Annotated in this window: 14 protein-coding genes and 2 rRNA genes; 5 read left to right on the top strand and 11 right to left on the bottom strand. The window is 44.3% G+C overall.

The features are described 5' to 3' along the window. Positions 1 to 16: 16 nt before the first annotated feature. The gene (locus MHM98_RS16545; protein ID WP_239440476.1) at positions 17 to 916 is read right to left on the bottom strand and encodes a MoxR family ATPase; all 900 of its coding nucleotides are present in this window, start codon (positions 914 to 916) and stop codon (positions 17 to 19) included. 94 nt (positions 917 to 1,010) lie between these two features. On the opposite strand from MHM98_RS16545, the gene MHM98_RS16540 reads away from it, so the two are divergent. Continuing rightward, on the top strand, positions 1,011 to 1,853 hold the full coding sequence (locus MHM98_RS16540; RefSeq protein ID WP_239440475.1) for a 23S rRNA (adenine(2030)-N(6))-methyltransferase RlmJ: 843 nt from the start codon (positions 1,011 to 1,013) through the stop codon (positions 1,851 to 1,853). A gap of 7 nt (positions 1,854 to 1,860) precedes the next feature. Here the strand turns inward: MHM98_RS16540 and MHM98_RS18865 are convergent, their stop codons facing one another. Then, positions 1,861 to 1,995, bottom strand: coding sequence for a hypothetical protein (locus MHM98_RS18865; protein ID WP_275441652.1), 135 nt, complete (start codon positions 1,993 to 1,995; stop codon positions 1,861 to 1,863). A gap of 187 nt (positions 1,996 to 2,182) precedes the next feature. Between MHM98_RS18865 and MHM98_RS16535 the strand changes: the two genes are divergently transcribed. Beyond that, positions 2,183 to 2,866: a hypothetical protein gene (locus MHM98_RS16535; RefSeq protein WP_239440474.1), complete on the top strand. Its 684-nt coding sequence runs from the start codon at positions 2,183 to 2,185 to the stop codon at positions 2,864 to 2,866. A 32-nt stretch (positions 2,867 to 2,898) separates the two neighbouring features. Here MHM98_RS16535 and MHM98_RS16530 read toward each other — a convergent pair whose 3' ends face one another. The 3 genes from MHM98_RS16530 to MHM98_RS16520 are packed head-to-tail and all read right to left on the bottom strand — an operon-like array spanning position 2,899 to position 4,641. Continuing rightward, positions 2,899 to 3,147 (bottom strand): DUF3862 domain-containing protein, encoded by a 249-nt coding sequence (locus MHM98_RS16530; RefSeq protein ID WP_239440473.1) that lies wholly within the window; start codon positions 3,145 to 3,147, stop codon positions 2,899 to 2,901. Between the two features lie 9 nt (positions 3,148 to 3,156). After that, positions 3,157 to 4,068, bottom strand: coding sequence for an oxygen-dependent coproporphyrinogen oxidase (gene hemF / locus MHM98_RS16525; RefSeq protein ID WP_239440472.1), 912 nt, complete (start codon positions 4,066 to 4,068; stop codon positions 3,157 to 3,159). A 24-nt stretch (positions 4,069 to 4,092) separates the two neighbouring features. Next, a complete protein-coding gene (locus tag MHM98_RS16520; protein WP_239440471.1) occupies positions 4,093 to 4,641 on the bottom strand; it encodes a Sua5/YciO/YrdC/YwlC family protein in 549 nt (182 codons plus the stop codon). Between the two features lie 169 nt (positions 4,642 to 4,810). On the opposite strand from MHM98_RS16520, the gene purE reads away from it, so the two are divergent. Both purE and MHM98_RS16510 read left to right on the top strand, forming a co-directional pair. Beyond that, complete coding sequence (gene purE / locus MHM98_RS16515) at positions 4,811 to 5,296, top strand: 5-(carboxyamino)imidazole ribonucleotide mutase (RefSeq protein WP_239440470.1); 486 nt, start codon at positions 4,811 to 4,813, stop codon at positions 5,294 to 5,296. 9 nt (positions 5,297 to 5,305) lie between these two features. Further along, the gene (locus MHM98_RS16510; RefSeq protein ID WP_239440469.1) at positions 5,306 to 6,442 is read left to right on the top strand and encodes a 5-(carboxyamino)imidazole ribonucleotide synthase; all 1,137 of its coding nucleotides are present in this window, start codon (positions 5,306 to 5,308) and stop codon (positions 6,440 to 6,442) included. A gap of 11 nt (positions 6,443 to 6,453) precedes the next feature. Here the strand turns inward: MHM98_RS16510 and MHM98_RS16505 are convergent, their stop codons facing one another. After that, positions 6,454 to 7,011: a topoisomerase DNA-binding C4 zinc finger domain-containing protein gene (locus MHM98_RS16505; RefSeq protein ID WP_239440468.1), complete on the bottom strand. Its 558-nt coding sequence runs from the start codon at positions 7,009 to 7,011 to the stop codon at positions 6,454 to 6,456. Between the two features lie 136 nt (positions 7,012 to 7,147). Between MHM98_RS16505 and MHM98_RS16500 the strand changes: the two genes are divergently transcribed. Further along, positions 7,148 to 9,304: a M3 family metallopeptidase gene (locus MHM98_RS16500; protein WP_239440467.1), complete on the top strand. Its 2,157-nt coding sequence runs from the start codon at positions 7,148 to 7,150 to the stop codon at positions 9,302 to 9,304. A gap of 59 nt (positions 9,305 to 9,363) precedes the next feature. Here the strand turns inward: MHM98_RS16500 and MHM98_RS16495 are convergent, their stop codons facing one another. The 5 genes from MHM98_RS16495 to rrf (MHM98_RS16475) form a co-directional block, all read right to left on the bottom strand. After that, positions 9,364 to 10,602, bottom strand: coding sequence for a PepSY domain-containing protein (locus tag MHM98_RS16495; RefSeq protein WP_239440466.1), 1,239 nt, complete (start codon positions 10,600 to 10,602; stop codon positions 9,364 to 9,366). Positions 10,603 to 10,614: 12 nt separating this feature from the next. Beyond that, positions 10,615 to 12,579, bottom strand: a complete 1,965-nt coding sequence (locus MHM98_RS16490) for a TonB-dependent receptor (RefSeq protein ID WP_239440465.1) — start codon at positions 12,577 to 12,579, stop codon at positions 10,615 to 10,617. A gap of 113 nt (positions 12,580 to 12,692) precedes the next feature. Then, positions 12,693 to 14,717, bottom strand: a complete 2,025-nt coding sequence (locus MHM98_RS16485; RefSeq protein WP_239440464.1) for a fused MFS/spermidine synthase — start codon at positions 14,715 to 14,717, stop codon at positions 12,693 to 12,695. A gap of 563 nt (positions 14,718 to 15,280) precedes the next feature. After that, positions 15,281 to 15,396, bottom strand: a 5S ribosomal RNA gene (gene rrf, locus MHM98_RS16480). Between the two features lie 51 nt (positions 15,397 to 15,447). Further along, positions 15,448 to 15,563 (bottom strand): 5S ribosomal RNA (rrf, locus tag MHM98_RS16475). Positions 15,564 to 15,566: the final 3 nt, after the last annotated feature.

Raw genomic sequence — 15,566 nt, 5'->3', positions numbered from 1 at the left:
ACTTTTTCACGAGGTATTATCCCAAGGGGTTAACGCTGTGAAGCAATTGTTCACTCAAACTCTGCGCTTGAGGACTAGAAGCCCCGCGCAAGCGATGTTCACACACCGCAGGAATAACCGCCTGCACATCTTCAGGCAATACGTAATCACGCCCTTCGATGAAAGCCCAAGCCTTGCTCGCCGCCAATAGCGCCCGCGAAGCACGAGGTGACAATGGGTGTGCATAGTGGCTGTTGCTACGCGTCTCATTGACTAATCGCAGAATATAATCCAACACCGCATCGGCCGCAGTCACTTGATTGACCTGTTGCTTAAGCTCACTGAGTTGCTCGCTGTTAATTACCTTAGCTATTGTTGGTTGCTCAACTTGATTAAGCATTGCCTTTTCGGCATCGGCACTTGGATAACCCAAAGTCACTCGCATTAGAAAGCGATCGAGTTGCGAATCTGGCAATTCAAAGGTACCGGAATGCTCCAGTGGGTTTTGAGTGGCAATAACAAAAAATGGCTGCGGCAAGGTATAGGTTTCGCCATCAATACTCACTTGTCCTTCCGCCATAGCTTCGAGCAATGCGCTTTGTGTCTTGGGACTGGCGCGATTAATCTCATCCCCTAATACCACTTGGCTAAAAACTGGGCCTTTGTGAAAAGTAAATTCATGACTGTCTTGGTTGAAGATCGACACACCAAGTAAATCGGCAGGCAACATATCACTGGTAAATTGCACCCGTTGATATGATAGACCCAATGAATGAGCCAAACTATTTGCCAAGGTGGTTTTGCCAACACCGGGAACGTCTTCAATCAACAAGTGACCACCGGCCATTAAGCAGCATAATGATAACTTTATCTGTTGCTGCTTCCCCAAAAGGACGCGGTCGATCTGCTCAACCAGAGGCAAAATAGCTGAATTCATTTAATCTTCTTATTTCTTGAATTAATTACTTCCCATCCTAAAACAAATGAAAACTAAGCGGTATACTTAGCCAAAATAATTTTTGGACCATTTCATGCTAAGTTATCGCCACAGCTTTCACGCCGGCAATTTCGCCGATGTACTCAAGCACCTAGTACAAGTTCTCATCATTGAAGCACTCCAACAAAAGCCAAAACCTTTTATGTATTGCGACACCCATTCGGCGGCTGGTCGTTATAACCTGCGTGATAAAACGAGTGAAAAAACAGGCGAATACAAAGACGGTATCGGCAGAATTTGGCAACGTGACGATATCCCAGTGGTTATGAGCAGCTATATCGAAATGATTAAGTCCTTTAATCAAACAGGTGAGCTAACCCAATACCCCGGCTCACCACTGGTAGCTAAATCGCTGATTGGGCACAGCCAACGAATGGAGCTCACCGAACTTCACCCCGCTGATTTAGCACTGCTTGAACAAGAATTCGCTGGCGATAGAAAAGTGCGCATTCAAAAGACTGATGGTTACAAAGGATTAAAAGCCAATATGCCACCAGCACAGCGCCGCGCCTTGGTATTAATAGATCCACCTTATGAATTAAAAACCGAGCATCAAGATGCTATCAAAGGTATCGTCGAAGCCCATAAGCGCTTTGCAACCGGTATCTATGCGCTATGGTATCCTGTCGTCTCGCGACGCCAAGTGGAAAAGTTTTGTGACGATTTTAAAGCACAAGGCATTCGTAAAATTCTGCGCATTGAACTCAATGTAAAAGCCGACACCGAAGAATACGGCATGACAGGCACAGGCATGATTGTAGTCAATCCACCATGGAAGTTAGAACAGCAAATGCGTGAAACATTACCGTGGCTAATGGAGCAACTAGCTCAAGACGACAAAGCTAGCTTTAAAGTTGAATGGTTGGTGGAAGAATAACGCCGTCTTATTGCTGTTTTAAGCGTCGAAGCTTCTCAATGATTAGTCCGATAAACATCACCGAGAATGCAAGATTTAGCTGATCAAATTCAGCGTAATAAACCAAATTAACAACAGCCAGCAACGCAATAAAAAACCACAAAACAACTATCCTTATAATGAGTGACGAGAAGATATTACACATTAGCCACTGATAAATAAAGAGAAAGACTTGAGGTATTTTTACAGCCAATTTTAGTAACTACGATAATTTGCAAACAATAGATTACACGTGTAATCTATTGTTTTTTACTTAACCTGAGTTCGGGTTATCTTTATCGGTTATTAAAATGAAAGCTATCGTTTATACACTTTTATGTTGCTTTTGCTTATCTGGCTGCGCCACTAAAGTACACTTGATCACCCAAGGCTATTCAGAACAAGAGCGTCAGCAATTCGTTGTTACCCTGTCACAACAAGGGTTTAATGTTCGCGAAGCCGATATTGTGATGCCAAATCACTTTCCTAGCACAGTTATCTCCTTTCATCCTGCGCATCCCAAACCGACCGATATAGAGAAATTAAAGAAATTTGTCGCGGCCAATGAATTACCACAGGCATTAGAAATGCAATTTGGCCAAAAGCGTCATTTTTACAATCAAGGCAACATCGGCCTCTATTTACGTCATCCCGATATCAACCTTAATGAAACACTGCCGCTTTATGTGCGCTCATTTAATTGTGGCAAACAACAAGCAACCTTATTCTTTAGCCCCGACCACAAACTGGAACTGGAATACGACGTCCACCGCAACGGCGATTACCGCTTAGTCTTTAAACGAGGCTTTTGGGCATTTGACGGCAGCATAGTCACCGCCAACTTTAAGGATTTAGCACCTGTGCGTTTTATACAAAGCGAGGCAATGCGCGATACCCCCATGGGACCGCGAGAAGCTTTGGTTTACACACCAATAAAAAAAGACCACCCCATAAAACAGCTTAACTGTCCTTACGAAGTGGTCTTTGTTAATTAGCCTGAGGTAAGGCTAATTAATCTGTTAGTAGCCTAAAGGCCTTTCTGTGAATAAATAGTAACTTTGTCCGCTACAAATTTCACATTGATGTTTTTGCTATCGTCGCCCCATTTACATTGTTTCATGCCAAGGGTTTCATCACATTCAGCAGGGTTGCCTAATAGCGATTCAACTTCCGTGTAATCCATACCTACTGCTAATGCGTCGTAATTTTCTTTGTTGATCTTGCCACAAGCCGCTAACAAAAAGACTGCGCCAGCAATTAATAGTTTATTTTTCATAATATATCCTTACACCCAGTCTCGTACTGGTAGAAATTGTGAATATAGATTCGCTTCTTCAGAATCTGGTTCAGGGGAATAACAATACTGCCATCTTACCAATGGCGGCATCGACATTAAAATGGATTCCGTACGGCCACCACTTTGTAAACCAAAGTGCGTGCCGCGATCATACACCAAGTTAAATTCAACATAACGGCCACGGCGATACAGCTGGAATTGACGTTGTCGCTCACCGTATTCAGTATCTTTGCGCGCTTTAACGATCGGAAGATAAGCCTCTATAAAGCCATTGCCCACCGCCTGCATGAAGGCAAAGCTTTGCTCGAAACCATCTTCATTGAGGTCGTCGAAAAACAAACCACCAATACCACGTGCTTCATTGCGATGTTTGAGGTAAAAATAGTCATCACACCACTTTTTGTATTTCGGGTATTTATCACTGCCGAAAGGCTCACATAAATCCTTAGCCGTTTGGTGCCAGAATTTACAGTCTTCCTCATTGCCGTAGTACGGTGTTAAATCGAATCCACCGCCAAACCACCAGATAGGATCTTCACCTTCTTTGTAAGCGATAAAGAAACGAACGTTAGCGTGGGACGTCGGCACATAAGGATTATTCGGATGAATAACCAACGACACGCCCATGGCTTCATAGCGACGACCAGTCAACTCAGGGCGAGCAGCGGTTGCCGAAGGAGGTAACGTATCTCCCATCACATGCGAGAAATTAACGCCAGCTTGTTCAAACACCTGACCACCGGTCAACACTCGACTTTCACCGCCACCGCCTTCTTCACGCTCCCAAGCATCATGCTCAAAGCGCACGCTTGGCTCTTGGCTTTCTAGCCCTTCACAAATACTCGCTTGAAGCGCTAACAGATAGTCTTTTACAACTTGCGCTGAAATCTGAGTTGTCATAATTAAATGCCTTTTAAAAATAATTTAACGGTAACACTGACCGCTAATTGCATCGACAATGGTCGATGGTTTGTCAAAACCAAGAGTCTCACCTTTGACAACGAAATCCAATTGTTCGACGAGTTGAGGGTCAAGCGTCTGCCACGTCGTCGCAGGCTCTAGCCCCGATAAATTAGCGCTTGTAGAAACGATGGGCCTACTAACCGCTTCACACAAGGCTACAACATCTGACTGATCCGTCACTCGCACCGCAATACTATCGAATTTACCCGATAATAACGGCGCCAAATTCTTCGATTTAGGCACAACTTGAGTTACGCCATTTGGCCAGCGACTAAGCATCGCCGATATCATATCAGGAGTTAGGCGATCTTTATCGATATAAGGTGTCAATTGCTCGAAACTGCTAGCCAATAGAATCAGTCCTTTGCTCGGGTCCCGCTGTTTCATCGCCAACAATCGCTCAAGCGCTTGGTTATTGTCGGGATCACATCCCACACCAAACACCGCTTCCGTCGGATAAGCAATGAGTCCACCAGCTAAAAATGCACTTGGCGCATCACAATAATTCACTGTTAAATCTCGCTAAAAACTCTCTAAAAAATAGTGCCGCAATTTTATCAAGATAATTGGTCTACAACTAGCGCCAAGTTTGATTCCGATCTCATTAAAACCTGTGTATAATCCCCGAAAAATGTGACCTAGCACACACTATCATCCACCTCATAAAGGCGTAAAAATAATGACTGTCGGTATTATCATGGGTTCAAAATCAGATTGGCCAACTATGCAACATGCAGCACAAATGCTTGATTCTCTTGGTGTTCCATACGAAACCAAAGTGGTATCTGCGCATCGCACGCCGCATTTGCTTGCCGAGTACTCTGAAACAGCCAAAGAGCGTGGATTAAAAGTAATTATTGCTGGCGCAGGTGGCGCAGCGCATTTACCAGGTATGGCAGCGGCTTACACCAGCCTCCCAGTACTCGGCGTGCCAGTGCAGTCTCGCGTATTAAGCGGTAAAGATTCACTACTATCTATTGTTCAAATGCCTAAAGGCATTGCTGTAGGCACATTAGCGATTGGCGAAGCGGGTGCCGCCAATGCTGGTTTAATGGCTGCGCAAATTATCGGTACTCACGATGAAGCTATCATGGCGAACGTTGAGGCCTTCCGCAAAGCGCAAACCGAAAGTATCTTAAACAACCCAGATCCAGCGGCCGAGTAGGATAATTTGATGAACGTTTTAGTATTAGGTGCCGGCCAACTAGCGCGTATGATGGCATTGAGTATTAAGCCACTAAACATTGAAGTTTTGGCCTATGACGTTGGCTCTAAACAAGTGGTAAATCCGCTTGCTCCGCAACACCCTGTATGTGACTTAGCCGCAGGAATCGAGCGCGCCGATGTTATTACCGCCGAATTTGAACACGTCGCTCACGATGTACTGGCGTTATGTGAAGCTTCTGGCAAGCTCAAACCAAGTGCGCAAGCAATTAAAATTGGTGGCGATCGCCGTTTAGAGAAAGCACTACTCACCACTTGTGATGCCGCGAATGCTAAACATCACATCATTAGCTCAGAGCAAGATTTTCAGACTGCTATTGAAGCGCTTTCATTACCTATAATTTTAAAAAGTGCCCTTGAAGGCTATGACGGCAAGGGACAGTGGCGTCTAAAATCAAAAGAAGATGCAGCTACAATTTGGCAAGACATCGAGCGCTTCATTAGCAGCAATCCAAAGCAAGGAATTGTCGCCGAACAAATGGTGCCATTTTCACGCGAAGTATCGCTAGTTGGTGCACGCAGTGTAAGCGGTGAGGTAAAAACTTACCCACTTACCGAAAACCATCACACCGACGGTGTACTGTCAGTGTCGACAGCGCTCGCAGATGAGCCGCAACTGCAACAACAAGCAACAGAAGTATTTACCCGTCTTACTCAAGAAATGGAATACGTTGGCGTATTGGCGATTGAATTCTTCCAAGTTGGCGATCAACTGCTGGTCAATGAAATCGCGCCACGCGTTCATAATTCAGGTCACTGGACCCAACAAGGCTGTGATTGTAGCCAATTTGCCAATCACATCCGCGCAGTATGCGGCTTACCACTTGGTTCTACTGAGTTGGCGCGTCCTACAGCCATGATTAATATTTTGGGTGAAGATACTCTTCCGCAAGCGGCCTTGGGTATGGATGGTGTAAACGTACATTGGTATGGCAAAGAAAAACGTGCGGGTCGCAAGATGGGACACATTAATGTGTCGGGTAAAGATCAAGCTCAGCTCGAGCAACGCTTGCTGACAATTGCGCAATTACTGCCAAATGAAAGCTTTGCAGATATCAAAAGCTACATCGCCAAACAATGTAGCTAATTAGCGAAGCACTAAAGCGCTTGTTTGTGACTACAAGATTTTTTAGCACAAACTAAGCGCTTTTCACCACTCATCTTACGCTCTACCAACAATCCAAAGCCACATTGCTCACATTCCCCAGCAATGGGATGATAATTTACTGCGAATTTACACTTCGGGTAGGTATCACACGCATAAAAAGTTTTGCCGTAACGAGAAACCCGCTGAGCAATATGCCCTTTACCACATTCAGGACAATCTAAAGTCTCTTCTTCGTCTTCTTGATGCTCTATATGCTTACATTCGGGATAGTTAGTACAGCCGATAAACATGCCGTAACGGCCATTTTTTATCGCTAGTTCATTGCCACATTCTGGGCAGCTCGATCCGACGATAACTTGCTGTTCCATGGTTTCATGCTCGACCAGCGGTCTGCTGTAATCACAAGAAGGATAGCCAGTACATCCCAAAAAAGGGCCGTGTTTAGAATTTCTTATTTGCAAAGAAAGGCCACACTTCGGACAAGATTCATACTCTTTTTCCAGTGCGTGTTCGTGATGTGAAAACAACTCGTCTTGTTGCTTTTTCATGGCCTTATCTCACAATTGATGTAGTGGCGTAATTATAGCCCTTAGCGACGGTGTTGTGAATGTTTTACATCTGCCGCTAATCCCCGTAGGATAGGCGGCGAAAACAAAAATAATCATATTTTTAGGGCCCTTTTTTATGAAGAAATTTACTTTGGCGCCACTTGCGCTAGCCATCGCACTTGTCGGTTGTGATTCGGCGACAACCCCAACCACTTCTCAAGAAAAACCAGCGGTAGAACAACAGCAATTACTCGCTGACAGCAACCCATTCTCAAAAAAGTGGGGCACGCCACATGAAATGCCTAACTTTGCAGTGATCAAAAGCGAGCACTATCTGCCAGCATTCAAAGCAGCAATTAAGCAGCAAAAACAAGAAATTGCAGCGATCTTAAACCAAAAGTCAGCACCGACTTTTGAAAACACTATCGAAGCTATCGAATTCAGCGGCAACCTACTTTCAAAAGTATCTGGCGTGTTCTACAACCTAACGTCAGCAGAAACTAACGATGATTTAAAGGCCATCGCCAAAGAAGTTTCACCACTACTTTCAGCGCATTCTGACGATATTTCGTTAAACGATGCGTTATTTAAGCGTGTTGCAGCGGTTTACGATAAGAAAGACTCGCTTGAGCTAACAACAGCGCAAAAGAAATTGCTTGAAGACACTTACGTCGGTTTCGTACGCAGTGGTGCTAAGTTAAACAGCGAACAAAAAGAAAAAATCCGTGAGCTAAACGCAGAAATCGCTAAGCTAACACTACAGTTTGGCGACAACCTACTCGCTGAAACTAATGGTTTCGAAGTTGTAGTTTCAGATAAGAGCAAATTATCTGGCTTATCAGACTCTGTTATTGCCGCCGCGGCAGCTACAGCAAAAGAGCGTGGTCACGAAGGCAAATGGGTATTTACAACTCACCGCCCATCAATTACGCCAGTAACTAAATTTGCAGACAACCGCGAATTGCGTAAAGAGCTATACCTTGGTTACATCAATCGCGCTAACAACAATAACGAGCACGATAACAAAGAAATCTTAGCCCAAATTGCTTCATTACGTGTCCAAAAAGCACAATTGATGGGTTACAAATCTCACGCTCACTTCGTGCTAGAAGATCGCGTAGCTAAAACACCTGCAGCTGTTTACGAACTACTTAACAAGATCTGGCCAACGGCACTTGAGAAAGCGAAAGTTGAAGTGGCTGATATGCAAAAGCTTGTTGACGCTGAAGGCGGTAACTTCAAGATTGAAGCTTGGGACTACCCATACTACGCTGAGAAAATTCGCAAGGCGCGTTACGATTTAGACGAAGAACAAACACGTCCTTACTTCGCACTAGAATCAACGCTACAAGGCGTATTCCACACTGCGCAAAAACTCTTTGGCATCACAGTAAAAGAGCGCACAGATTTACCTAAGTACCACGACGATGTTCGCACCTTCGAAATCTACGAAGCAGACGGCACTTATGTTGGTTTATTCCTAGCTGATCACTACGTACGCCCTGGCAAACGTGGCGGTGCTTGGATGAACTCATACCGCAAGCAATACAACATGAACGGCGAAGACTCTACACCAATTATTGTTAACGTATTGAACTACCCGCGCCCAACTGGCGACGCACCTGCGCTATTAACGTTCGATCAAGCAAGCACCTTATTCCACGAGTTTGGCCACGCGCTACACGGTTTATTATCTGACGGTAAATACCGCTCACAAACGGGTACTGCAACACCACGTGATTTCGTAGAGTTCCCATCGCAAGTAATGGAAAACTGGATGTTACAACCGGAAGTATTAGCGCAATTTGCTAAGCACTACAAAACTGGTGAAGTGATTCCACAAGAGCTTGTTAACAAGATCCAAGCGGCAAGCAAATTTAACCAAGGTTTCGCTACTACCGAGTACATGGCCGCAACCTTATTAGATTTAAACTGGCACTCGCTTGAAGATGACAAAATCCGTGATACGGCGAAATTTGAAGCAGACGCACTTAAAGAATGGGGTCTAATTAAAGAGATCGATCCACGTTATCGTTCAACTTACTTTGCTCACATCTTCTCTGGCGGTTACTCAGCGGGTTACTACAGCTACATATGGTCTGATGTATTCGGCGCCGATGCATTCGCAGCCTTCCAAGAAAACGGTATTTTCGATAAGAAGACAGCTGATGCGTTCAGAAAGCACATCTTATCGTCTGGCGGCAGCGACGATGCACTAACGCTTTACCGTCAATTCCGTGGTAAAGATGCCAGCATCGAACCACTACTGCGCAGCCGTGGCTTAATTGACTAATCTCGATTACCAAAATGCAATTTTGAAGGCCGACTCATATTGATGAGTCGGCCTTTTTGTTAGGTACTTTGTTGTCTATTAAAAACGTATTGCCCGCCGATAATTAGTATTACACTCAAGCCAAATAAAGGAAAAACAATAGCCAATAGGGCAATTAGCAACAATAGTCCATATCCGATTTTAAAAGACTTAGGCACAGCTGGAATACCAAGTCGTTGTCGTGGTTTACGTTTAATATAAGCGATAATCGACGCGATATTTGCCATTAAAAACAGCATGCAACCAACAAGTAAAATCCACCAATTTACGCGCCCATACTCTCCTTGATGCAAGCGCATAAAAACTTGCCTCATATCCATTAAGAGCCCAACATCATCCCAAGTTAGTTGGTTTAAAACTTGACCTGAGTATTGATCAAAATACATCACCTGCTGATCGCTCAGCCAAAAGCTGCGATTTGACACCTTAAACGGACTTTCATCTTTTTGCGGTAACTTAATTTCAATGGTGCCTGCTAAGTTTTGAGCCTGCGCTTTATTTACCATCTCATCGAGCGTCATTGGTCTGCCAACGACTTGTGAATAAACTCCTTTATCACTGCGCCACGCCATCGGGTATCCGCTATCAGTCATCTTTTGGACGCGTTTTAGGTTGGAACCGAAAACATCTGTCCATGGCATGGCACCTGCTATAACGACTAACAAAATCAGGCCGATCCAAAAGCTGGTCACAGCATGTAAATCACGCCATAAGATTCGTTTTGACGCCTTAAATCGAACACTAAAGACTCCCGCCAATTGCTTAGTACTCGGCCACCAAATGATTAGCCCAGTGATCAGCAAAACAATAAACCAACTGGCGATAAGTTCCACCACTAACGTGCCCGGCTTATCTAGCAATAACTCGCCATGTAACTTACGAATTTTGTACATCAGAGAATCCACCTGCTTGAACTCTCCCATCATGGTTCCCGTATAGGGATCTATATACACCAGATGTTTCGTTCGACCTTTGCCCTTGAGTCGAAAGGCGCTAGCTTGATTGGCATTGGCGGCTAAAGTCACACTTACCACAGGCAGATTACTGAATCGTTGCACTGACGCCAGCTGTTGCTCATAACTAAGCGGCTCAGACAATTGAGGAGTTACTTCTGTCATATGTTGATAAAAGTAGTGATTTACTTCAGCTTTGAACATATAAGCAATGCCTGTCACGGTGAGTAAGATGACAAAAGGTAGTGATAGCAACCCAGCTATCACATGCCAACGCCAACACCATTGAGTTATCTTTGGCGACATCAGTAAAGCCCCTTAAAACTCATACGACAGGCCAGCGTAAAGCGTGCGACCGTCGATAGTTCTAAACTTCATTTTACCGCGACTATAGGTCGCACGGTCTTCCAAGGTATCGGTAAGATTCAGGCCGTTAATCCAGAACTTCCAATATTCATTATATTGATAGTTAACACGTAAGTTTATTCGCTCGTCACGCTTAAATTTAGATTCAGGTGAGTTCTGGTGATCAGCGAAGTAACTTGAATAGAAGTCGCCCTCTAATTCAATATTTAATCCTTCTAGTGGATTCCAAGCGACACGAGCGTTGTAATGATGAGCAGGAGAACGACGCAAAACCTTGCCAGACAAATCATCGCTTGCGCCAACAGTTGATTGAACGAATTTATCATAGGTATTATCGGTATAGGTATGAGTTAAAGACAAACGCCAATCTTGATGCAGGCGATACTCAAGCACGGTTTCCAAACCGCGAATCGACACCTGGCCAGCATTGGTAACGCGCTGATATTCAGAACCATCACCACGCACAAACTCTTGCTCCACCAGATAATCGGAAATGCGATTAACGTATAACGAACTATCATAGCTAAAGTTACCGATATGACCGCGCAGGCCGAGTTCAATGTTATTTGATTTTTCAGGGGATAAATTAGGATTACTACTATCAGCATCAGTACTGTATACATCGTCGAGGTGCGGCGCATAAAAACCCTGCGACAGCCCTAACCACAATCGGTTATCGCTGTTTAGCTGGCAACTTATCCCAAGCTTTGGCGATATATCATCGAACTCAACACGCTGACGTTCACCACCTTGCGTCGCCGCAAGCGAAATCTTCTCATAACGTGCGCCCGCATCAAGCGACCATTGATTATTGATTTGCCAGTGCTGCTGATAGAAAAATGCTAAGTCTTCAAACTCATTAAATTGGCTGGTATAGGCTCCTGTCATCGCAAGGTCTTTGCGACCAAATGCTTTGACATCTTCATTGCCATTGTAATGCTCACTACCAATAACAAAGTTACCGCTATCTAACTGCTGTATATAGTTAATCTTGGCCATAATACCGCGATCACGGGTATCTTTCGGACCGCGATAACGAGAAACACCAATCGCCTTATGCAAACGATTAGCTAATGACACTTCCAATGTCGCGTCGTCAAATTCATGGCTAAGTTTAAAAGCAGCTAACGCTTGCTTTACCTGCTCCGACGACGACAAGGATCCAGCTTGTGTTTTATCATCGTCGATTTGCGCTGTCGTTAAATCACCACGGGTTACTGTGTCTTCATCTAAATATTCAACACGAGAAATCAGAGAGGTATTATCGTTAAAATCATAGGAAAACTTACTACTCAACTGATCTTTATCGTCTTTACCTTCAGCTCGTAGACCATCTATTTTTCGACTATTGGCATTAAATACATAGCCAACATCGCCTAGTAATCCTTCGCTATCGATACCATAACGCACGCGTCCATGATCGCCACTTTCAACATGCACCTTATGACTATATTCAGTTGGCGTGCCGCGAGTAATAAGATTAACCACTCCGCCAAAAGCATTGTTACCAAACAGCGCTGACGACGGACCTTTATAGATTTCTACACGCTCGATGTCAGCAGTATTTAAGCGGGTTAAACGACTAGTGGCGCCGCCATATGGATTTTCGATCGGCATGCTGTCCACCAAAACTATGGTGTAGCCTTTACTACCATTGGGAATACGTAAATTGCGAACCTGTGTTTCACCGGGAATACGGTCCAATAGCTCGTTAGGGTCAACAAAACGAATGCGCTCAATCTCATCGCGATTAACGACATGAACATTAATCGGCAATAACTTAACGTCGATACCACCGTGACTAGCATTTGCCACAGCGGATTTACCGAGCACAGTAATAGATTCAATGTCATCTGCGTTAGCGTTAAAACTAGCGAATAAAGCAGCTGTTAGCAGACTAAAACGAAGGAAGATCATGACTTTCCTTAATAACGTAAAAACTTGGCGCTATTTTATGGAAAATCAACAAAAGACGAGTGCGACAAATTGTCACACTTCGTCAATTATTTAAGACATTTACTTCAGAACACTTATTTTAAAACGGAGAGCAAATTACTGTAATCATCCGTCCAAATCACAGGCTTTTGTACTGAATCAGGCCAAGGGGTGCGCACAGACTCGATGAAAGACGATTGCAACGTGTCTGCATCCTTACTCATTAACACCCATTGCGTGGTATTTTGCGTTGCATCTGCGGCAGGTGTTAGCACAAAGGCACTAGCGAGGTTGGCATGTTGCGCTAATGAATACGTTAACGGCACTAAATCAAGATGAGAGTTTGAAATATGCAAGGCAAGTATTCCATCGTCAGTTAGCTTTGATGCGTAAAGCGCTAAAGCTTCAGCAGTTAGCAAATGAACGGGAATGGCATCACTTGAAAACGCATCAACCACTAACAAGTCAGCACTTTCATCGTCTATATCAGCTAATAACTGACGACCATCGCCAATCACAACACTCACTTGAGCTCGAGAGTCTGCGATGTATGTAAAATATTCAGTCGCATAATCGCGAACAAGCGGATTTAACTCCAAGAACTCTAACTTATCGCCAGAGCGTCCATAGGCCGCTAACGTGCCAGCACCTAAGCCAATCATCACAGCGTTTATTGGCTTTGTTTGCACTGTTTCGAATGCAGCGCTAATACCCGTTCCTCGACGATAGTAACTCAAAGGCTCTTTACTAAAACTACTATCCAGTGATTGAGTGCCATGCGATGTCGTGCCATCAACCAAACGTCGCTCGTTAAACTCGCCGACTTGTACATCTTTCACCGCCAGCTGCCCGTAAAAATTACGATCGGCAGCCACATCAAAACGCTGATACAAATTATTGATAGCGACAAAACCTATTGCACAAATAGCCAGATATGCTGCTGCGCCATAAACATATTTCTTAGCGGCACCTGCCTTATTCAAAAGCGTCACAACAACAATTAAAGCGAGTAAGTTGACTAACGGAAATTCAATAAACTGCTCGAATAATACAGGCGCTAAAAAGTTAACCAGTAAGCCACCGATAACACCACCTAACGACATAGCTAGATAATAACTCGTTAATTGTTCAGAAGCAGGCTTACCACGCGCCAATTCACCATGACACAGCATACAAGTAGAAACCAGAATAAGGCTAAATAACACTACTTGTACACCGATTGAAAACATCGAGGCGAAGAAAAACAGTAAAATACTTAACGGCAGCGCACAAAGCGTCGCTATTAACCAAACGCGTCTAGCCGCCAAAGATTCGTGACCAAAAGCGACAATAAAGCTCACTAAGTAAAGACAAAGCGGTAATAGCCAGAGAAAAGGAATAGATGAGATATTTTGTGTCATTGCGCTAGTAACCGCTAATAGCGTAACAACACCTAAAGCAGACAAAATAGTCCAAAGTGAAAAGTTAGAAAGAGTCCATCGACTGTCCTCATTCGTTGTACAAATCGACTTTCCTTTGAGAGAACGAGCAAGTAGTAAAAGTAAACTCACAGAGGACGCAACAAACAACCAATAGCCAACACTCCAGCCAAGCAGCTGATTTTCTAGCGTAACGAAAGGCTCGATAATAAACGGATAGAGAAGTAGCCCCAATAGCGAACCAACATTAGAAAACGCATACAATTTATAGGGAGAGAGCGTCGGTTTATCATAAGAAAACCAACGCTGAATCAAAGGAGCGTTAGCCGCCAATACAAAATACGGTACACCGATACTCAACGCCAGTGTCACGAGAATAGCAAACTGAGGAGAAGAACCACTCATAATGACTTCTACATCCAATGGTGTAAACAATAAGGCGATACTAAGTAACACAGCATGGATAGTTAGCTGAACCTTTGGCTTAAATAACTTAGTTAGCCAATGGGCATAACAATAACCACCAAGCAGCAGCACCTGAAAAAACAACATACACATAGACCACACCGCAGCACCGCCACCAAAGTTCGGCAGAATCACCCGCGCCACCATCGGCTGGACTAAAAACAGTAAGAGTGCACTAATAAATATGGTTATGAAATACAGCATGTTCAGATAAGTGGTAACTAAAAACGCCATCATACACAGCTATCAATAGTGCTGCTACGACAATATTTCAGATAAAAAATATAAGAAGCAGTATAAGGTGAGTAGCAATATCAACTAAGTTGGGGACAAAATGGCAGGAAAGCCATTTTGCACGGCGTAAGCCGCCCGAAGGGTGAGCTACATGGATGTAGCGAATGAATTCCTAGCAAAGCAGCGGGTGAGCATCGGGAGTAGGAACTGCGCGCTAGCGCTTTAGAGTGAAGCCTCCGCCTGTGCGTTGCTCTCAAATGAATCGATGAAATATTTCAAATACACAGCAACGAAAAAAGCTCCCGCAATCAATGCGGAGGCTTTTCTCTAAATAGGTGACTGGCAATGTCCTACTCAGGCAAGCCGAGACCGTTAGTCCAGCGAACTGACGCAGCTCGGTTTGCCAAGTTGGGGAAGCCCCACGCTGTGTTGTAATATTTGCAAAAGAACCTTAACTATATTGCACTCGCTCCGCGAGCGACGATCGCTACCTCGGCGCTAAGTCACTTCTCAGACAGAAAGCAAAAAAGCCGCTACATTTCTGCAGCGGCTTTTTCTAAATATGTGACTGGCAATGTCCTACTCTCACATGGGGAAGCCCCACACTACCATCGGCGCTAAGTCGTTTCACTACTGAGTTCGGAATGGGATCAGGTGGGACCAACTTGCTATGGTTACCAGTCTAATTTTGTATATCACGAGGAGTATTCTCAACTCATAATATGAAATAGGTGTTTGGCAATGTCCTACTCTCACATGGGGAAGCCCCACACTACCATCGGCGCTAAGTCGTTTCACTACTGAGTTCGGAATGGGATCAGGTGGGACCAACTTGCTATGGTTACCAAACTA

Origin of the sequence: Psychrobium sp. MM17-31, assembly GCF_022347785.1 — a bacterium.
GTDB lineage: Bacteria > Pseudomonadota > Gammaproteobacteria > Enterobacterales > Psychrobiaceae > Psychrobium.
The sequence above is the reverse complement of the archived record's forward strand: the minus strand, read 5'-3'. Positions and strand labels throughout refer to the sequence as shown.